This is a genomic window from Cellulomonas sp. GTC20042, assembly GCF_055389595.1.
Genome location: NZ_AP043678.1, coordinates 1,270,752 through 1,290,279, shown reverse-complemented (window position 1 = coordinate 1,290,279; position 19,528 = coordinate 1,270,752). Strand labels below are relative to the sequence as shown.

The 19,528-nt window shown below is 72.9% G+C and carries 13 protein-coding genes; 1 reads left to right on the top strand and 12 read right to left on the bottom strand.

Going from position 1 to position 19,528, the window contains the following annotated elements; translation table 11 throughout:
- Positions 1–105: 105 nt before the first annotated feature.
- The 7 genes from ACZ5HG_RS05975 to ACZ5HG_RS05945 form a co-directional block, all read right to left on the bottom strand.
- Complete coding sequence (locus ACZ5HG_RS05975; RefSeq protein ID WP_464181038.1) at positions 106–471, bottom strand: hypothetical protein; 366 nt, start codon at positions 469–471, stop codon at positions 106–108.
- 7 nt (positions 472–478) lie between these two features.
- Positions 479–877 (bottom strand): hypothetical protein, encoded by a 399-nt coding sequence (locus tag ACZ5HG_RS05970; protein WP_464181037.1) that lies wholly within the window; start codon positions 875–877, stop codon positions 479–481.
- Positions 878–1,119: 242 nt separating this feature from the next.
- Positions 1,120–1,566: a hypothetical protein gene (locus ACZ5HG_RS05965; protein ID WP_464181036.1), complete on the bottom strand. Its 447-nt coding sequence runs from the start codon at positions 1,564–1,566 to the stop codon at positions 1,120–1,122.
- A 1-nt stretch (position 1,567) separates the two neighbouring features.
- Positions 1,568–3,979 carry a variant leucine-rich repeat-containing protein gene (locus ACZ5HG_RS05960; protein ID WP_464181035.1) on the bottom strand — a complete coding sequence of 804 codons (2,412 nt, stop codon included), beginning with the start codon at positions 3,977–3,979 and terminating at the stop codon, positions 1,568–1,570.
- A 110-nt stretch (positions 3,980–4,089) separates the two neighbouring features.
- Positions 4,090–5,775, bottom strand: coding sequence for a DUF7937 domain-containing protein (locus ACZ5HG_RS05955; protein WP_464181034.1), 1,686 nt, complete (start codon positions 5,773–5,775; stop codon positions 4,090–4,092).
- Positions 5,776–5,905: 130 nt separating this feature from the next.
- The gene (locus ACZ5HG_RS05950) at positions 5,906–8,407 is read right to left on the bottom strand and encodes a VWA domain-containing protein (RefSeq protein ID WP_464181033.1); all 2,502 of its coding nucleotides are present in this window, start codon (positions 8,405–8,407) and stop codon (positions 5,906–5,908) included.
- Positions 8,404–9,771: a variant leucine-rich repeat-containing protein gene (locus tag ACZ5HG_RS05945; protein WP_464181031.1), complete on the bottom strand. Its 1,368-nt coding sequence runs from the start codon at positions 9,769–9,771 to the stop codon at positions 8,404–8,406. The genes ACZ5HG_RS05950 and ACZ5HG_RS05945 overlap by 4 nt, the downstream gene beginning before the upstream one ends.
- Positions 9,772–10,263: 492 nt before the next feature.
- On the opposite strand from ACZ5HG_RS05945, the gene ACZ5HG_RS05940 reads away from it, so the two are divergent.
- On the top strand, positions 10,264–10,428 hold the full coding sequence (locus ACZ5HG_RS05940) for a hypothetical protein (RefSeq protein ID WP_464181030.1): 165 nt from the start codon (positions 10,264–10,266) through the stop codon (positions 10,426–10,428).
- 149 nt (positions 10,429–10,577) lie between these two features.
- On the opposite strand, the gene ACZ5HG_RS05935 is transcribed toward ACZ5HG_RS05940, so the two are convergent.
- The 5 genes from ACZ5HG_RS05935 to ACZ5HG_RS05915 all read right to left on the bottom strand — a co-directional run bounded on the left by ACZ5HG_RS05935 (position 10,578) and on the right by ACZ5HG_RS05915 (position 19,358).
- A complete protein-coding gene (locus ACZ5HG_RS05935) occupies positions 10,578–10,946 on the bottom strand; it encodes a hypothetical protein (RefSeq protein WP_464181029.1) in 369 nt (122 codons plus the stop codon).
- Between the two features lie 414 nt (positions 10,947–11,360).
- Entirely contained in the window at positions 11,361–12,554 is a 1,194-nt protein-coding gene (locus tag ACZ5HG_RS05930; protein ID WP_464181028.1) for a TIGR02679 family protein, read from the bottom strand.
- Complete coding sequence (locus ACZ5HG_RS05925; RefSeq protein WP_464181027.1) at positions 12,551–16,483, bottom strand: TIGR02680 family protein; 3,933 nt, start codon at positions 16,481–16,483, stop codon at positions 12,551–12,553. The genes ACZ5HG_RS05930 and ACZ5HG_RS05925 overlap by 4 nt, the downstream gene beginning before the upstream one ends.
- Positions 16,480–17,817: a TIGR02678 family protein gene (locus ACZ5HG_RS05920; protein WP_464181025.1), complete on the bottom strand. Its 1,338-nt coding sequence runs from the start codon at positions 17,815–17,817 to the stop codon at positions 16,480–16,482. Before ACZ5HG_RS05920 ends, ACZ5HG_RS05925 begins: the two co-directional genes overlap by 4 nt.
- Complete coding sequence (locus ACZ5HG_RS05915; RefSeq protein ID WP_464181024.1) at positions 17,814–19,358, bottom strand: TIGR02677 family protein; 1,545 nt, start codon at positions 19,356–19,358, stop codon at positions 17,814–17,816. Before ACZ5HG_RS05915 ends, ACZ5HG_RS05920 begins: the two co-directional genes overlap by 4 nt.
- Positions 19,359–19,528: the final 170 nt, after the last annotated feature.

Genomic DNA, 19,528 nt, shown 5'->3' with positions numbered 1-19,528 from the left:
TCACCGTCGTCCGCGCAGTGCGCTCCCGGTCGGGAGCATAGTGGTGCACCCCGCTCCCCCGGGGCGGATCGCCGAGTCCCGCAGCGCGGATCCGTGCTGCTGTCCTCACCGCAGCCGGAGCAGGCTCTCGGAGTCGACCTCGCGCGCGGCGCGCAGGCTCACCGCCCGGGCGGCCGCGACGTCCGCCCCCGGGGCCACCGTGACCCTGAGGGTCTGCCTGCCCCGCCGGACCTCCGTGGAGACCGTCACTCCCGTGATGCCCTGATCGGCGATGGCACCGGCGACACCGGGGGCGATCGCCGCAGCATCGTGGGCTGACAGCACGATCCAGAACGCCGAACCCCGGCGAGCACGCGCCGAGGCGATGAGCGCGTCGGCACCCGAGTCCACGGCGCTCCCCAGCGCGACCTTGAGCCAGGTGACCGCGATCGCGCCGACCAGCAGGACCGCCAGGACGACGAGGGTGCCCATCGGCGCGTCAGCCCGCGGTCAGCTCGGTGCGGAGCACGTCGACGAACGTGTCCATGACCTTGCCGGCGTTGATCGTGGGCTTCATGCCGAGCGACCCGCTCTGGAACAAGAAGTCGCCGACCCTGAGCGACACCCGGGTCGTCCCTCGATCGGTCGTCACCCCCGAGAGCACGAACACCATCACCGTGACGACGCCGCCCGGCCCGACGACCTTGTAGGTGGCGAGCGTCTGGCGCTCGCCGTTCGTGGTCACCTGGCCTTCGACGACCTTGCCCTTGAGCCGGTGCTTCGACGCCTCAGCGGCTCGCCGCGCGGCCTGGATCCACCCGTCCGTGGACAACGCGGTCTCCAGCTCGACGCCGTAGCGCTCGTCGACGATCGCGCGCGCCTTCTCCTTCTGTCCCACGTCTACTCCTGATCAGTCGTGCCGGTGCGAGCGCGGCCGCGATCGCCCGGTGTCCTGCGGTGACCGCGCCGCGAGCACGGTCGTGAGCACGAAGGGAGCGCGAGCGCGGCCGAGCCTCCCGAGGTGTCGGGAACCACGCGGAGGCTCCCCTCTCGCGTGCCGAGCAGCCGCGCACCGGACGACGACGGGAGGTCGGGTACACGGTAGGAGCGGCGCGCCTGCCGGCACTGCCCGACGGCCCGTCAGGTACGTCCGAGATCGTTCGGACATCCTGCCCGGGCCGAGGACGCAGATCGCCGGCCGCCGCTCACCGCGACCACGCCCAGCGAGGCCACGAGCGCCCCGAGCAGCAGCAGGCCGCCGGGGGCGAGCCGCGCCGGCCCCGGCAGCACCACCAGGGCGACGACCGGGACCGCGCAGAGCAGGGCGGCGACGAGCCCGCCCCAGCGGCGACCCCCGGCCCAGGCCACCGATCCGACCAGCACCGCGCAGGCCAGCGCCGGGGCCAGCGCGACGAGACCGACGCCCCGGGGCACGACGTCGCCGAACCCGCCGGCGAGCGCGGCCCGCGCCAGCTCGACGGGTGTCAGCGCCGAGGTCGGACCCCGGGCGCGCCAGGGCAGCACCGTCGCGGCGGCGCAGCACAGCGCCGCCGCGACGAGCAGGCCCGAGGTGATGCGGTCGCGCACCTCACTCCCCGTAGATCGTGGAGTCGTCCACCGCGAGCTCGTAGCTCGCCGGACCGGTCTGCCCGTACACCCAGACCGTGACCTCCAGGTCGACCATCCTCCCGGTGGTGTTCTCATAGGTGTAGTACTCGGAGACGCCGGCGATCCCGCTGTCGATGGTGTGGTAGTCCCAGGTCTGGATGTCGGCGACCGAGAGCACCAGGTCCGAGTCGGTGAGGGGGGTGAGCGAGATGGTGACCCGTGAGCCGGCCGGGATCGACGTCACGTAGTGGGTCCCGGCATCGATGGCGTCGATGTCGGCACGGACGGACCGTGACGCGCCGTCGACCGCGAGCGCCGGACGGTCCGTCAGAGTCACGGTGAAGTCATCGCCCTCCCCCGGGTTCCCCTCCAGCAGAAGCGTGGCCGGTCCGGCCTCGGTCAGCGGCATGCACAGCGTGACGCCGTCGTCGCCGTAGCCGCTGCACTGCTGCTCGCCGTCCTGGTAGACGGACCAGAAGGGTGCCCCGTCCACGTCGATGGCGATGCCGTCCTCCGCCAGGTCGAAGGTGAACGCCGCCCGGGGCGAGTCCGCGTCGAGCGTCCCCGAGGCCGGCACGTCGAGCGTCAGCGGCGTCGGGTCGGCCCCGCGCACCGCCAGGTGGACCTCCTCGGACGGATCACCCCACGCGACGAGGACGAACGGGCCCCCGTCCGGCAGCTCCGAGTACCCGCCGGACGACAGGAGATCACCCGTCTGCGTGAACACCTGGATGCCGTACTGCCCGCCGTCCAGGAACACCGGGCCGGCGCCGGTGAGCGTCGCCGTCACCACCCCGCCGGTGCCGATCGTGGCATCGGTCCCACCGTCGTCGACGGCGAGCTCCGCGCTCGGCTCGATCAGCCACGGCGCGCCGAACCGGGCCAGCACGACGTCCAGGTCGGCGCTGGCGACCACCGAACGGAGCGTCTGCGCGAGGCTGTCGAGCGGGCTGACCGTCCAGCCGCCGTCGGTCTCGACGGCGACGAACGTCAGCCGCGCCTCGGCCGCGCCGTAGGTGTCCTCCAGGCAGGACTCCTCGGAGCCGTCGACGAGCACGCAGGACTGGTCGATCCGGAGGGTCCCCGAGCCGGACGGCGTCGTGGCACTGAGCTCCAGCGAGTCGACCGTGACCGCCGTCATCCCACCGCCGAGGTCCTGGGTCGTGGCGCGCAGGTCGTCGACCGTGAGGGACACCGTGCCCGCGTCGCCCAGGCCCAGCCGGGCCGGCAGGCTGGCGAAGACCCGGCGGTAGGCCATCACCGCCGCGGCCTCCCGCTCGGGCACGGTCTCCGCGATGTCGTCCGGGTCCAGGCTGCCCGCCGCCTCCAGGAAGGCGCGGACCGCCGACTCCGGGTCCTCCTGCACCCGCGGCGCCCACCCGGACTCCGCGAAGGAGGGCGTGCGCTCGCCGGTGACCTCGCTGACGATCTGGCCGACCGTGTACAGCGGGCTGACGTACCAGCCGCGTCCCTGGCGCACCACCATGAGGAACGGCGGCGTCTCACGGACGTCGTGGTCCTGGAAGGCCAGGTCGTCCGCCGTCACGCTCGCCGTGCCGACGTCGCCCGCGCGCAGGACGGCCCCGGTGCGCTCGGCGGCGGCGTCGGCGTCGGTGGTGACGCGCAGGGTGCCGGCGCTGATCTCCACCCTTGCGACGTCCTCGCTCAGCTGGTCGACCGTGAGCTCGAGCCCGTCGACCGACAGGTCGATGCCCGCGTACGTGCTGCCCTCCCGGGCGAAGCCGAGCGAGGTCGCGCGATCCTCGACGTCGGCGACCAGGGCGGTGAGCATCCGCACCTCGTCGGGCGCCAGCGCGGCCATCGCTGCGGCGGGGTCCTCGCGGTCCAGGGCGTCGGCCAGAGACTGCACCGCGGCCTCCGGCGAGGACGCGCCACCCCCGCCGAGCAGCGCACCGACCACGAGCCAGCCCACCGCCGCGAGGATCGCCACCCCGGCTCCGACCGCCACCAGCGCGGGCCAACGCCGGCGGCCCCCACCGGCCTGCCCGGCCTCGACGGCCGGTGCCGCCTCGACGGGTGCCACGAAGGTGGGCCCGGCCGGGGCGTCGACCGCCGCGGGCGCGGGCGTGGCGAGCACCGCGGGCGCGGGGGCGGAGAGCACCGCGGGCGACGGTGCGGCGACCACCGGGGGCGGCGGCGCGGCGCCGGTCATCGGTCGGCGCTGCGCGATCGCCGCGTCGACCGCACGGTCTCCGAGGCGCCCGAGCCACTCGACCAGCCCCGGGTACGCGCCGGAATTGGCCGCGACGAAGACCCTCAGCTCAGGGCGGGTCTCCGCGATCGCTGCCAGCACCTCCGGAGGCGTCGCAGGGTCGAGCGCGACCCGCGCGTCCGCCGCTCTCGCCGTTGCTGTCACCGTCTGCTCCGTCACCACGACCTCCATCCGTCACGACCTGACCTGCTCGCCACCGTCGGTGGCGGCACCGCGGGCACCCGGCCCACGCCTCCTGCTCCCCGGCCCAGTGCCCGCGCGGCTCCGGCTCAGCGCCCGCGCTGCGCGAGCGCCGCGGTCACCTCGGGGTCCCCGAGCGCCGCGAGCCACCCGAGCAGCGCCGGGTAGCTCGCGGGGTTGCGGGCCAGGTGCACCCACGTCTCGGGCGCTCGCGCGGCGAGGTCCGCGAGGACGTGCGCCGGGGTGCCCGGGTCGGCGGCGAGCCGCACCTCGGTGCTCACCACCACCGCAGCGACGGGCGGGGGCGGCGGCGGGGCGGGCGCGGGCGGCGGCGGGGCGGGCGCGAGCGGCGCAACGACGGGCGGGGGCGGCGGGGCGGGCGCGGGTGGCGCGGCGGGCGCGGGCGGCGCAGCGACGGGCGGGGGCGGCGACCCGGGACGGACGGACCCGTCGACACCTCCGGGGGCGACCGACCGACCTGCCTGCACCGCAGGCACCGCGAGCACCACCAGGAGCGCGGTCGGCAGCACCAGCGTGACCACGAGGTCGATGCCCGAGAACCTCCCGGTGGTGCTGTTCGCCGCGACCACCAGCTGGGCGATCCCCAGCACCAGCAGGCCACCCGCCGCCGCGTACGCCGTGGTGCGCGCGCCGGCCTGGGCCACCAGCAGCGCGCTGCGCCCGATCAGCGCAGCGACCACCGACAGCGCCCCGAGCACGACCAGGACGACCAGGCGCCCCCGGTCGGCGGCGTCCACCAGCGCGAGGACCGCGATCGTCACGACCAGGACGTCCGCGACGGCCGTGAGCGTCAGCAGCCGCGCGGCGGCCGCCTCCCAGATCGACCGGCCGGTGACGGGACGCGTGCCGCGGCGGACGACAGGTGCCGCAGCAGCAGCGGCGATCGCCGGCCACAGCACCAGGCCCGGGCCCAGCGCGTGGACCGACTCCACCGACGGCGCCACGATCCCGTCACCCTGGCCGAGCAGGTAGATCCCGACCACCGGTGCCCCCGTCGCGACCACGACGAGGCGCCAGGCGGCGTCGCGCTGCACGGTCCCCAGCAGCGGCCAGCCGATGAGCAGCAGCGTCAACCCGCTCGACAGCAGCATCGCGATCAGCGACAGGGCACCGCCGTACCGCACCAGATCGCCCGCCCGGGTCAGCAGAACCACCGTCGAGACCACCTTGAGCAGCACCAGCAGACCCGCCAGCCCCCCGAGCACCCAGAACCCGGTGCGGTCCGCCGACGGGATCCCGTCCCGCAGCTCCGACTCCCGAGCCTGGGCCGCGAGCACGGCGCCGGCGAGCCCGACCGCCGCGGCGGCCCCGATCCCACCGCCGCCCCCGTCACCCGTCACCGCGTCGATCAGCACGTACACCAGGACGACCACGAGGTAGGGCCCGTTCGCGAGCGTGCGGACCGTCGCGGCGGTGCGCACGGTGAAGGTCGGGCCGAACGCCCCGACCCGAGCCAGGTACGGCAGCGCGAGCGAGAGCAGCGACACGATCGTGGCGAGGATGACGTCGACCCGTGCGGTCGCGTCGTGGGTGTAGTCCCACGGCAGTGCGAGGGAGGTCAGCAGCAGCACCGCCGCCACCACGTCACGGGCGTAGTCACCCGCGGTCACCGCGGTGAACGGGCTCGGCCCCGCCACCACCGGCGCGCCCGAGGCCGGGGCCGGCGGAGCCTCGCGCGCCGCCGCCGACGGGGGTGGCGGGGGCGCACCCTGCCCGCCGGTCGGCCAGAATCCCTGCTGCGCGTCACCGGTCATCGTCGTCCCTCGTTCGTGGTGGTCACGGAGCGCCCTCGTCGGGAGGACCGCGGTGAGCAGGGCGCCGGAGCGCGTCGCGGCCGGGCCGCACCGGGGCGGACCGGCACGGCAGGCGTCGGCACGTCCCGGGTCACTCCGGATCCTCCGGATCGACCGTGGTCGCGGTCACCGGCGCCGTCCTGCGCAGCCGGACACCTCGGACCAGCAGCACGACCCCGCCGAGCAGCAGCACCCCCGATCCCGCGACCAGCGGCGGGAGCCACGCCGGCCGCGGCGGCAGCACCGAGAGCCCCGTCGATCGCTCGACCACGCCGGGTTCCGGCCCGAGCCCGGTCACGGACAGCCGGTGCGCCCCGGCCTCCAGGTCCGCCGGGACGTAGACCACGCCGTGCGCGGTGCCGTCCTCGTCCACCGGCAGCGAGCCGAGCACCCGCGGCGTGGAGTGCACCACCACGGTGACGGTGGTGCCCGGCACCAGGCCGCTCATCGTGACGTCCACGGCCCGGCCCGCCTCGACCCGGAGGACCGCGTCCTCGTCGACCGTCGACATGTCCACGGCGATCGCGGGCTCCTGAGCACGGACCGTCCGGACCGGCACGGCAGCGGGAGCGCTGACCTGCACCGGCTCGACCGTCTGGGACCAGGCCAGCAGGGCGTTCGTCATGGCGTCGTACCCCTGGGCGTCGGGGTGCAGCAGCTCTTGCTTGCGACCCTGGTCCAGCGCCACGGAGTAGCCGCGCAGGGCGTCCACCGGGTTGATGAACGGCTCCGGGTCGCAGGCCGTGTGCCGAGGGAGCACGGCGCCGTGCACGTCCGAGGCGAAGTAGACGGAGTACCCGTCCTGCTGGACCGCCGCGACCGAGGCCGCCGCCACCCGGTCGAGCTCGGCCACCACGCGGTTGCCGAAGTCGATCTCGGACGCGCTGAAGCCCTGGCACGAGCCGCGCTGCCACTGCGGCAGCACCTGCGGGTACGCGAGCACGATCACCGGCGCGTACCCTCCGCGGGCGGCCACCATCGACGCGGTGTTCACCTGGTCCCAGACCTTCACGTACGTCTGCTCCAGCGTGCCTCCGAGCTCAGAGAGCCGTCGCGCCGTCGAGGCGACGAACAACGGGTCCTCGTTGCAGTTGTCCGTCTCGGGCCAGGGGACCGCGAAGTCGCCGATACCGGTGTAGACGCAGCGCATGATGATGTTCGCGAAGCCGATGTCGTTGCCACCGATGGTCATCAGCACCACCGACGGCGGGTCCGCGAGGTCCGCGACGTCGTCCAGCTGAGCGGAGACGTGCCGGTCCCACTGCGGGGTCTCGAGGTTCGCCGTCACCGCCCCCGAGCACGCGACGATCTCCGTCCGGCTCGCCGACACCAGCCGCACGCCGTACGTCGACATGCTGCGGTGGCAGAGCGTGCTCTCGTCGTCGGTGCCCCGCAGGTAGTCCCCCGCACCCTCTCCGGAGGAGTACGAGTCCCCGAGGACCACCACCGGGCCCGACGACAGGTCGCGCAGCACGGGCCCGGCGTCGTCCAGGGTCGCCTCCCCGGAGCGGACGGCGATGCTGCCGGTCTGGCTCACGGCCCCCACATCGGTCGCCCACGCGGTCACCCGCCAGCTCGCGGACTGCTCGTCCACGCCGGTGCCTCCCGGGGCCCCCGCGGTGGACAGCGTCCACTCCCGCACCACCGTCGCGCCGCCGGGGATGTTGCCCAGCCGGTAGCGCGGTGGGACGACCGCCGGGAACACCGTCCGGGAGCCGTCGTCGGTGAAGACCAGCGAGACCGACACGTCCTCGGTGGCCTGCGCGGAGGAGTTCGACACCTGGGCACGGATCGTGGTCGCCATCCCGGCAGTGACGGTGGCGGCGGCGGTCACGTCGAGCGCGAGCCGGGGTACGGCGACCTCGTCCAGCAGCGTCGCCAGCTCGGCGCTGTCCCGCACGTCGTAGTAGCGACCGTTCGTCGCGGCGGCGATGCACTCCAGCTCCGACCGGCCGTTCTGCGAGATCTGGAAGCCCATCGCCTGCACCGTGAGGTCGAACCCCTCGTCGGAGATCTGCTGCGCCACCTCGCACGGGTCGATGCCGCAGTTGCTCTCGCCGTCGGAGACCAGCAGCAGGGTCGCGCCGGTGATGTCCCGTGCCCGCAGGGAGTCCGCGACCGAGGTGAGCGCGGCCGCCGTCGGGGTGTCGCCCGCAGCCTTCAGCGCGTTGATCTTCGCGGACAGCAGGCCGGGGTCGGCCACCGGCCCGATCTCCGCACCCGGGACGTAGCCTCCTGCGCCGCACGAGTCCGACGGGGACGGGTAGGTCCACAGACCGACCTCGGCTCCGGTCGGCTGCCGGCGCACCAGCGAGGACAGCGCGACCTTCGCCCCGTCGAGCCGGACGGTCCCGGCACCGTCGTCCTCGAGCATCGAGGACGACAGGTCCACGATCACGACCAAGGGCTGCGTGAGCGCGGTCGAGTACGTCGTGGTGCCGGCGGTCCCCGGCGCGGCGGTGACCTCGGCCGCGGGCGGCGGCGTGCTCGCGCCCGCGGCCGGACCCGCCCCGACCGCCGCGAGCATCACCAGCAGCATCCCGCCGAGCCCCAGCACCGAGCCGACCCGGGTGCGCGCGCCGTGCCGGCTCACGGCTCGACGCCGAGGTTCTGCATCGCGTCCGCCCCACCGACCAGGCGCGCGTCGGCCAGCACGGCCGAGCCGCTGGACCGGCTGCCCTCCGTCGCGCTGACGAGCGTCACCCGCACGGTGAGGCGCAGCGCCCCCGTCACGGTGGCATCGAGCGCGGCCGGCTGCCCGTACCCGGCCTCCGCGGACCCGACGACCACGCCGTCGGCCAGCACCTCGACCCGCACCCGCGAGCCGGTGTCGCCGTCGTCCGGGACGCCGACGGTCGCCGTGAAGCCGTCCACGACGCGCGACACCACCCAGGAGGTCTCGGTGGGGTCACGATCGACACGGCAGGCCAGCGAGCTGTCGTACGTCGTGCCGTTCACGCCCTCCGATCCGCTCGTGCACCTGCCGTCCACCGGATCGAGGTCCGCGAGATACACGGACGACGGCGGCTCCGCGACGACCACCAGCACCTGGTTCGGCAGCGGCGTCCCCGGCGCCGGGTCGATCGACTGCACGACACCGACGGTCGCGCCGGGCACGTACCGCTGCTCGATCGTCACCTCGGCCCCGTACTCCCCGAGCGCGGCGACCACCGCGGCACCGTCCATCCCCACCGCCTCGGGGACCGTCACCTGCTCCGACAGCACGAGCGTCACCGCGTCCGGGTCCTCGGTGCCGAAGGCCGGCGTCTGCTCGACCACCGCCCCCGCCGGGCCGGCGGCCGGGCGCGTGCTCACCGACACCAGCGACGGCGCGACGCCGGAGTCCGTGAGGACCTCGCGCGCCGCGTCCTCCCCGAGCCCCCGGACGTCCGGCATGATCACCGCCGCGGTGCTGGTCACCGGGGCCAGATCGACCGGCTCGGCGGTCGCGGCCGGCTCGCTGGGGGTCCGCCGCGCCTCGACCTCGGACAGGGCCGTCCATCCGAGCGCGACACCGCCGGCAACGGCGCCGAGCAGCATGAGCGTCGCGGCGCCGACCAGCAGCCCGGCGCCGCGGCGTCGACGGGTCCGTCCAGGGCGGTCCTCCGGTGCGGTGTCGGCGTCGCGGTCGGGCTCCACGACCGGCTCCGCGCGTTCTGCTTCGGGTTGATCCGGCGCGACGTCGGTGTCGCCCCCGGCCGCCCGCGCCGGGTGCGCGGTCTGCGGCGCGAGGAGCTGAGGTGCCGCCGCCGCGCCTTGCGCCGGTGCGGGGTGCGCGACCGGCGGCTGCTCCGCGATCCACTGCCGCAGCCCGGGGTACGCCGACGGGTTCTGCGCGACGACGGCCCGCAGCGCGGGGACGAGGTGCGCGATCCGGGCCAGCTCCTCGGGCGGTGTCGCCGGGTCGGCCGCGCGGATCGCGTCAGGGTCGCGCGGGAGGTCCGAGCCGTCTGTCACCTGTGCTCCTGGTCCGCTGGTCGGGGTCGCTCGACAGCCCGGGGCATGACTCCCGGACCGTCGAGGCGAGTGTCCCGACCAGACCCGCGCGGCGTCCGCGTTCCCGGCGTCCGGACCTGTTCGGACATCCGGCGAGGCGGGGCGGCAGCGGGTCCCGACGACGCGTACGACCTGCGGGGACGCCGGATCGCCGCGGGCGGCGCACGGGTCCCCCGAGCACGTGCCTCCCCGTGCTCGGTCGCGCCGTGGAGACCGGCGGCGGACGCAGCAGAGGCCCGCCCCCGGCAGGGGGCGGGCCTCGTGACGACGTGGGGTGTTCGTGAATTGCAAGACCGCAGGTCAGGGCTATCAATCTACGAAGACGGACGGCGCTCTGCACCCTTCCGTCCACGTTTCAGCACCCGTCCAGCTCGGATCCGTGCTGCCTCAGGCCGGTTCCGCACGGAGGGAGCCGCTCGATGCTCGGAGCCTGTGGCACGGTGCAGGTCGACCGTGAAGCAGCTCCTCGAACCCGCGGTCGTCGATCACGTGAACATGCTGGTCACGCTCACGCATGACACGCTCGACGAACACGAGCTTCTGGCTGTAGCCGCGCTCGGGATCCGTCAGGTGCCGCCCGCCGAGCTCGCCGTGCACCATGAGGGTGACGGCGCGTGATCGGTCGGGCGCCGGCGTCCCTCTGAGGCGGCGCGTGTGCATCTTCAAGGTGCGTCGCTCCATGTGGTCCCCGTCGACGTGAGCCGTTCCCGTGTACAGAACGGTCTCGCCGCGCAGGGTAGTGACCCAACCGGAGCGCTCGGCGGTCGTCATGCTGACACTCCCGATGCGCGCCGGGCGTCATCGTCATCCCACTGCTCGTGGGAGCGCACCAGGACCGTGATGACCTGACGGGTCTGGGGCACTGCGATGACGACGAGGTCACCGGCGATAAACCTCACCCGTCCGGACCCGTAGTTGTACGCCGTGACCGTGATCTGCGGCCCCTCGCACGTCGCGACCACCTGGTGCGGGTCGAAGCCACGAGCGTCGATGTGCTCTCGAGCGTGCGGGCTGAAGTGCCAAACCCGCAGCGCACGAGGACACTGGATCCGGGGTCGCTGCTGCGGCGCCGGCAGTGGATGCTTGGCCTGAGCACCAATAGTCACGTTCTGATAGTTCTTCTCAGGATTATTCAACTTTGCTCCTTATACGGCACGAGGCGCCAAGTGCCTCTGCACTTAGCGCCTTAGTAACTGTTTTGATGTAACTTCTCTACGCAAGCGCCGCCCCAACCGGACGTCGACGCCTCGCCACCATGCTGGCACTTCGGCGCGACACCCGTCAATGCCCCGTCGCGGTGCCTGTGCCGCTATCCGGACGCGCGGCGCGAGCACGCGTCGCCGAGGCTCGTGCCGCCCTCACCAACTCGCGCATCCGATCCTCCAATCTCTCGAGACGGGCGAGAGCCGGGCTACAGCGGCCGCCCGGCCTCCAGTCCGGCGACGAAGCCGTGGCGATCTCCCACGGAGAGCGATCGGGCGGGGTCGCCCTCCAGATCCGGCGCCGTGACCTCCCGGACACCCCGGTGGTCCGCACGGCACAGACAGCCGTCAGGTCGCGTCCGCGTTCAATGGCGGACGCCTGGACGCCACTTCAAGATCCACGCGCAGATCAGCCCACACGGTCTCCTCGAGGACGGCGACGCCACGCTCGTGCATGACAGCGCCGAGAGCGGCGTCCCACGAGGCCTCGGTCACCCGGCCGACCGGCGCACCCCGCGACTCCACGCGCGCAAGGTAGTCCGCCGCAGACATTCGCCACGGTCGTGCGCCGGTCTCGGCGCACACGTACGCCGCGATCCGCACACCCTCGCCGTCGAGATCCCCGTGGTACCGCAGCGCGTGTCCCTGCGAGCCGAGACCGACGAGCAGCTCGATCGCGGCTCCGGACGGCCAGCCCGAGACGCACACCATCGGCGGGATCCTGTCGCCGAGCGCGGTGGACGCCATCGAGAGGATCGCCGGGTTCTCGACGACGAACACGTCGCGCGGGCCGGGGAACACCGGCGCGCCCGTCCGGATCGCAGCGAGGGTGAGGCTGACCGCTTGTCCGGCCGCGACGCCCACGCGACAGATCCTGTCGGCGACTGAGGAGCCAGCAGCGTCGAGGCCCGCGACGAGCACCGTCGAGGACAGCTCATCGTCGAGGACGCCGACGGCCCTCCAGGTCGACCGACGGTCGGCTGCACGTGCCGACGGGCCCAACGCCCGCAGCACGAGGGTCGACAGCGGCGAGTCCGCATCCAGCGCGTGCGTGTCGTTCAACACTCGTCCCGCGAACACCGGCATGGGCTCGCCAGGCGACGGCAGGGCGTCGAGCACCTGCACGGCGCGCTCTAGCAACCTGCGGGTCGTCTCGACGGACCCACGGACACCCGTGGATCGCACCTCCGCGGCCCAGTCGAACAGGTCACGCTCACGGACCACAGGGTGCGCCACGAGCCAGGCCCACAGCGCCGCACGTTCGTCGGCCGCCGACACACGCGCCGCACGCGCGTCCCCGATCGGCCCGAACCGCTCTTCGAGCACCTCTCGCAACCGCCGCCCGGTGAGTTCGAGCACCGCTCTCTCGACGTCGTCGAGGGCGAACGACACTCCCGGGACCGGCCGGCTCGGCAGGCCGAACAGATCGGCGATCGCGTCCTGTTCCTCCCGGTCCATGGCGTCCACCCGCACCCTGCTCACCGGTGCGCCGGTCGACAGCCGCCGGTGGCACTCACGCAGGAGCGGATCGAGCCCGGTCATGCGAACAACGTCTCGGCCGGGTCCTCGACGAGCGCGTGCCCGGTCCACACGAAGCGCGTCGTCGTGACGGCGTCGTCGTCGTCCATCCCAGCCGCGAGGGCGTGGATCGCGATTCCCGCCACTTCCGGGTAGGTCGCCCACTCGTGGTCGGACGTCAGGACGAGGTCGAGGTCCAGCTCCCCCAGCAGCGCGAAGATCTGCCCCCGGTTGACCGAGTCGATCCCCACGAACACCTCGTCGAGCAAGATGAGCCGGGGCGCGAGCGGCGTGGCCTCGTAGTGGGCGGCGAGAGCCGCGAAGAGCGGCAGGTGCAACGCGATCGCCTTCTCGCCGCCCGACAGCACCCCGTGCGCCTGCCGGGTCAGCGTCCGCCAGCCCTGATCGTCACCCCGGTTCATCTCGACCCTGAACTGGTGCCAGGCGGTGTAGTCGAAGACTGCCGCGAGCTGTTGCGCCCAGCTGCCGCCGACGTCCTCGGCGTGTGTGTGGTCGATGCGTGCGCGGAAGAAGTCGTGCAGGGCCCGGCGCTCCTCCTCGACGAGCCGCGCCGGGTCCTTGAGCAGCAGCGCCTGCGCGTCCCGCAGACTGCCGCCTTCGTCATCGCGGACCTCCCACCGCAGCCGAACACGAACGTCCGAAGCGGTCCGGACGGTCGCCAGACGGTCGTTCATCCGGTCCACCAGCTCGCGCGCGTCGCGGATCGTCGCGGACAGGTGGCGGCGCGTGTCGCCGGTCAGGGCCTGCTCAAACAACGCACGCTCCGCCTCGGTGATCTCCTCGCCCGCTCGAGCCCTCTCGCCGTCCACGACATCGAGCAGGTCCTGCGTGCCGAGGCGGCGTCCGGCGGCACCGGCGGTCGGGACGACGAACCCCTCAGCTTCCTCCAGTTCCACGAGGGCTCGCGCGCCGAGCCGAGGGGCGGTGTCGTACAAGGCCTGAGTCAAACGGTTCAGCGTCCCGGCGACCGTGTCGTTCACACGCTCGGGGACCTCTCGGTCGATCCTGCGCGCTGCCTCGAGCACCGCGCGCACTCGGTCTTCGGCACCGAAGTCGAAGGCGACGCCCGCGTCCCGCGCCAACGACGTCCGCGCCACGGCGACGAGGGCGTCACTCACCGCGGCGCGGTGGACCTTCGCATCTTCGTGGGCGGCTTCGGCCACGACCGAGCGCTCCTCCAATGCGGCTACCGCAACCGATGCCTTGGTGCTCGCGGACTCACGACGAGGAAGCTCGGTCTGCAGCGAGTCGATCTCCTCCTCGATCTGACGCATCCGAGCAACCGCGCGCTCATACCCGGCACCGAGCAGCTCCTGGAGCGCGGCCAACCTGGCGGCGAGCGCCGTGGCCTCGGCACGGTCGCTGTCGGCGCGAGCCGCGAGCTCGTCTCTCCGGGCTAGGTCTTCGTCGGCCCGCGACCGGGCAGCCTCGGCGGCATCGGCAGCCTTTGACGCGTCGCGATCGGCGCGGACGAGCTCCTCTGCGGCACGTGACGTGTCCGCGATCTGCTTGCGCACCCCAGCAAGCTCGTCCCGCGTCGTCGGCAGGGCGAGTCGATCCGCCTCAAGAGCGAGCGCGCGTGCGTGCTCGTCCACCCGTCGCTGGGCCGCGTCGCGCTGGGAGAGGGAGTCCGCCGACGCGCGCCGGCGTTCCGCGAGCACGACATGGCAGTGGCCGACGTCCCGCCGAGCGACACCGACCTCGCTGCCGGCAGGTGTTTCTTCGGCCTCACGACGGGCAGCGGCCTCCCGGCCCTCGAGCGTCATCAGCAGGTCCTCGAGGCCGGTGATCTCCTGGCCGACGGAGGCGAGCTGTTCCGCGAGGAAGGCGAGGCGCTCCTGGCGGTTCCGCTCTCGTGCGGCCATACCCACGTACTGCGCCGACCGCTTTGACCACGAGCCGAACTCGACACCGAGCCGCCACCGTCCGTCGAGGGCGACCCACGACGCGGCGTCGCTCGGCCCGAGCCCGACGCCCGCAAGCACACGACCGACCGAGTCCGCTCCAGGACCCGCCGCGTCGTCCACGGTCAGGACGTCCGCGAGCGCGGGCCCTTCGATCGGCGCTCCCGCTCCGACGACCACGTCGTGACCCTCGACCCACAGGTCACCGGTCGGCGACACCCAGGCGTCCAGCAGACCGCTGGCCTCGAGTGCAGCTTCGAGGGCCGCCTGCTCGTCATCGCTCAAGCCGTCGCGGAAGTCGACCACCTGCCACAGCGGAGCACCCTGCCGGCCGTCCCGCTCAGCGGTCCGGAACCGCGTGGATGGTGGCGGAACAGGGCTCTCGGTCGCGAGCAGGTCCCGCTCGACCACTAGCGCATCGCGCCGCACGACCGCGTCGTCGCGCTGCTTGCGCAGCAGGGCGCGGTCAGCGGCCAGCCTCGCCAGCTGCTCCCGCAGGAGCGCGGCGACGTAACCCGTCACACCTTCGTCGCGAACGGCCACCTGGACATCCGCCATCGTCGGATTGAGCTCCACGCAGCGCGCCGCCCAGGCGTCGACGGCCGCCACGAACTGCCCCACCGCGAGGTCCAACGCTCGCTCCGCCTCGGCAAGCCGACGCAGCCCGTCCTCGACGGCGTCGGTCGCCTGCGCGAGCTGCTCATCGCGCCGCTCACGGTCCACGACCGCGCTATCGTGCGCGCTGATGAGGCGTCCGAACTCAACTACCTGGTCCTCTCGGGCTCCCAGCCGTGCGCGGAGATCTGCCGGCGCGTCGACGAGCTCCACCATGCCGAGTCCGGCCGCCAGCACGCGCAGTGCGTCGTCGCGCCGGGTCCGCTCGGCGCGCGCGGCGCCGACCGCGGCCTCGTGCTCGCGGGCGTCATCTTCCGAGCGATCCGCGCGATCTGCCTCCTGTCGCGCATCGCTCTCAGTGACGCCGGCCTTCAGCTCGGCATCGTGCACCCGTCGACGCAGCTCCTCGAGCTGCTGTCCGCTGCGGTAGTCCTCGGATCTGGCCACCGTCTCGCGGTCACCGGTCAGGTCCTTGAGCCGTCGTTGTGCCGCGAGGTAGTCCTGTCGCGCCACCGACGCCGCCGATCGGGCATCCTCGAGTCGCTCCGCACCGCGCCGGAGGTCGCGCGACGTCGCGTCGAACCTGGTCGCGGCGCTCGTCACAGCCCGAGCACGCTCGCGCAGCACGGCTCGTCCGTAGTTACGCGCTCGTTCGAGCAGAGCGCGTGCCGCCTTGACCTCCTCGTCGAGTCCCAGCAGGTGAGCGCGCTGCTGGTCCAGCCTCTCGAAGCCCTCGGCCAGCTCTTGGATCTGGGCGGCGTCGACCGGCGGAAGCGCGCTCGACAGGATCGACGAGAGCGCCGCGGGATCCAGGTGCTCGGACAGCTTCGGCCGACGCAGCTGCAGCAGCGCGAGAACCAGCGTGTCGTACCGATCCGGCGACATCGTCGGGAACAACGTCTGACGGACCGCTGCGCGGTACTCGCCCGCCGTGGCGAACACCGTCCCGTGCCCGGCGAGCTGCTCGCGCAGCACCCCTGTTGTCACGGGTGTCTGGTCAACCGCCAGGTCGATGTCGACGCCGACGCGCCCCTGGGTGACGAAGTAGTCGACACGAGGGCGGGTCTCGGAGCGGCTGGCCTGCAGGCGTGCACCGATGGTGACGTGCTGCTCCTCGTCGTCCTCGTCTCGGACCAGCTCCAACCACACGAAGCCGACACGGGTGCTCCCTGCGGCACCCTGACCCATCAGGTTCCAGTGCATCGAGCGTGCCCCCTGCCCGAACGTCGAGAGCCGGGATGCACTCAGATTCGCGTCGAACAAGAACGGCAGCAGGAGCTCGAGGGCCTTGGACTTGCCCGATCCGTTCGGCCCTCGCAGCAGCAGACGGCCGTCGTGGAACCTGAAGACCTCGTCGTAGTACCGCCAGACGTTGAGGATCCCTGCGCGGCTGGGCCGCCAACGCGTCGTCACGGGCTCTGTCCTCCGTCGGGTTCGTCGTCGAGGTCGGCGAGAGCGAAGAGCTCACCGTCGGCAAAGGCTTGTGGTGCAGACCCGGAGTGTCTGGCCGTGCGGGGCATCGACTCCAGCGTGGCGGTGCGATACCTCTGCGCGGCGGGGAGAGCGCGCAGCGTCTCGCCACGACCCTCCACCAGGTGATGACGTCGCAGCAGGTCGACCGCCTCGCCGAGCAGCCGCCCGGGTCCGTCGTCGTCCTGGAACGTCCGCGCCCAACCACGGTTGTGCGCCAGCAGCTCAGCGACGGAGTCGCGCAGCAGCCTGATCGGGACCTCGGCACGCCCCCGCCCCGTCAGCACCCCCAGGAGCCGCAGCGCCGCGACAGAGGATGCGCCGTCAGCGGGGAACGCCTCGTCCGAGCTCCACCGCTCCGGGTCGATGAGCAGCCATCCTTCCGCCCGCTCCTCGAGCACGAAGCCGGCGATCTGCGCGGCCTGGCGCATCAGCCGGCGCCCGCTGATCGACTCGAGGTAGGCGCGCTGGTCCTCGGGCAGCCGATCGCGGTACACCACCGGGTCGTCGAACAGCGCACGCATGACCTGGTGGCGACGTCGGCGCAGCACGCGCGGATCGTCCGGACCGTCCGGGTCCGCGTCGTCGAGCATCAGCGGAACCTCGAAGTCGGGCTCGGCCCGAAGTCGGTCGAGGACCTGCGCCAGCCAGTCGGGACCCGCCGTGGTGACCTGGCTCGCCCCCACCGGCGACGACGTGAGGCCGAAGATCCCGACAGTGTCGATCCGGTAGAGCACCGCGGAGGCCGCATCGTCGGCGAACGCCTCTGTACGACCGTCGACCGTGACCAGCACGCCGAGCTCCTCGAGCAGCAGCAGGACGTCGACGAAGGCCTTGCGGTGCTGGTGCCGGCCGGTCTCGAACAGCGGCAGCGCCTCGTCGACTGCGCAGGCGTGCACGACGGCGTCCGCGAGCTCTCCCAGCGCAGCCATCCGCCGGGTCGTGAGCTCGGCTGCGACCACACACAACAGCACGTAGCGGAGCCGGTCGAACGGCGCACCCGAGCGATGACGCCGCGCCGGACGGACGTCGCCTTCGACGAGCGCGGCGGGGGGCACCTTGACCAGCCGAGCGACGCCGCTGCGAGGCTGGACATCGAGCGACCAGCCCAGCGTCCGGTCGAACCACTCCGCCACCGGGAACCGGCGCCGGCGCACGAGCTCGTAGTCCGCCGGCGCCCGCTCCTGACGGAGCGTCGGCGATCTCAGCAAGGTTCGGATCGCTCGGGCGGTCTCTTCGCGCTCAGTCAGCGCGAGTTGGTTCTGCAGCGTGCTCATCCCGCTGCCGCCTGCACCAGGCTGGCGGCACTGGTCACCGTGATCGTCACGTCGAAGTCCGGGCAGTTGAGCACTCCCGCGGATGTGCGCAGCGAAGCGCGGGCGTCGTCTCGGGGTTCTCCGAGCACGATCTCGACCCGTCCGTCCGCGGAGCGGGCCCGTCGCACCGCTGCGGCGGGCTCGGACACCGCGCGCCCGATGAGGTCGATCAGCTCCCGGAACGGCTCGGCTTCGAGCTCCGCGAGTGCCGACAGACGAGTGGCCCCATCGGTGCGCAGCGACTCCAGCGCGACGGCCGCGGCTTCTCGTTCGGCCCGCGCACGTTCCGCCCGTTCGCGACGCACCGCGGCCACGTCCCGGACCCGGGCCGTCCGCGAGAAGACCTCGGTGCGTCCCGACTCGCGCAACGTGCGCGAGACCGGTACCGGTTCGGCGTCGGCCCAGCGCGTCCCCACTGCGATCGTGTCGGGATCGGGATGCGCCAGGTGGGCGTGACGTGCCGGGCTCTGCCCGAAGGCCACGCGCCACAGCTGGTGCATGGCCTCCTCGTTCGGCGCCGCCGCGAACCATCGTGCCAGCTGACGCAGGTCTGCTTCCGCGCTGGACGGACGGCGGCGAGCAGCGCGCAGACGATCGATGACCTGGAGCAGCGCGACGATCGCGCGACGACCTGTGGCGCTGAGATCCCGAATGCGTGGCCCGGTGCCGTCGGTGGGCGCGAACCACGCGTCCAGTCCCGCCCACCGCGCTTCGACCTGCACGAGCCATTCAAGCTCTCGCTCCGGAGTGCTGAGGTGAGGCGGGAGTTCCGCTCCCGCGTACGCCCGGGTGAAGACCCGGCGGACGTCGGCTGCGCGGACCCGTTCCAGCGCGCGGCGTACCCGGGCGGCACGCTCGTCGAGCCGGGCGATGTACTCCTGCAGGTAGGTCACTGTGGATTGCTTGACCTGGAGAAACGTCTCCTCGTCGACGTTCTCCGCCCGGAGCAGGCGCTGGAGCTCACCATTGAACTGCTTGACATTGCCGGCAAGCGCTGCCAGGTGCGCCTCGAGCTCCTGGAGCCGGACGTAGACCCGGCGATCGCCGGCGGGAGTGTCGGTCGACGCGGCCATCAGGTCGGCGATCGCGTCAAGCTTCTCGGCGACCGCCTCGAGCACCGCGCTCTGCAGCGCACCGGTCGCGGACAGCGACTCGACCGTCGCCGCGTGTCCGACGAGCACGGCCTCACCGGCACGCGTCATCGCGTACTGGAGGTTGCGCCGCTCGTAGTCGCGGGCCGTGCGGTATCGCTCCGTGTGGTTCTGCCCCACGTCGAGCAGCCTCCAGCTCACCAGCTGGTCGAGCGACGACGCGAGGTCCTCGTCTGTGAGCTCGTCTCGCCAACCCACGGCCTGCAGGTGACCGCGCACGTCGTCCGCCGTCAGGGAGGTGACCATGCGGTCGTTGGCGGCACCGAAGGCGTACAGGACGGCGGTGTGCAGCTCGGAGCGGTCCGTCGTCGCGAACCGGAACAGCTCCGCAGGCAGGGACGTGTACCGCATCACCGTCCCCTTCCGATGCGCAATCGCCGACCCGCACCACGCTAATGGAAGGCGCCCACATCGGTCAGAGACATCGGGGGCTGATCTGATCATGGGCAGTCGGTCCCGCCGCAGGTGAACGCTTCGAACGAGAGGTTCGTCGACGGGACTGCCGGGACTGCATGGCACGC

What these genes read in the sequence shown, in the direction of transcription:
- ACZ5HG_RS05915 (WP_464181024.1), bottom strand. Translation starts at nt 19,358, where the DNA reads ATGCGGTACACGTCCCTGCCTGCGGAGCTGTTCCGGTTCGCGACGACG.
- ACZ5HG_RS05920 (WP_464181025.1), bottom strand. Translation starts at nt 17,817, where the DNA reads ATGAGCACGCTGCAGAACCAACTCGCGCTGACTGAGCGCGAAGAGACC.
- ACZ5HG_RS05975 (WP_464181038.1), bottom strand. Translation starts at nt 471, where the DNA reads ATGGGCACCCTCGTCGTCCTGGCGGTCCTGCTGGTCGGCGCGATCGCG.
- ACZ5HG_RS05930 (WP_464181028.1), bottom strand. Translation starts at nt 12,554, where the DNA reads ATGACCGGGCTCGATCCGCTCCTGCGTGAGTGCCACCGGCGGCTGTCG.
- ACZ5HG_RS05955 (WP_464181034.1), bottom strand. Translation starts at nt 5,775, where the DNA reads ATGACCGGTGACGCGCAGCAGGGATTCTGGCCGACCGGCGGGCAGGGT.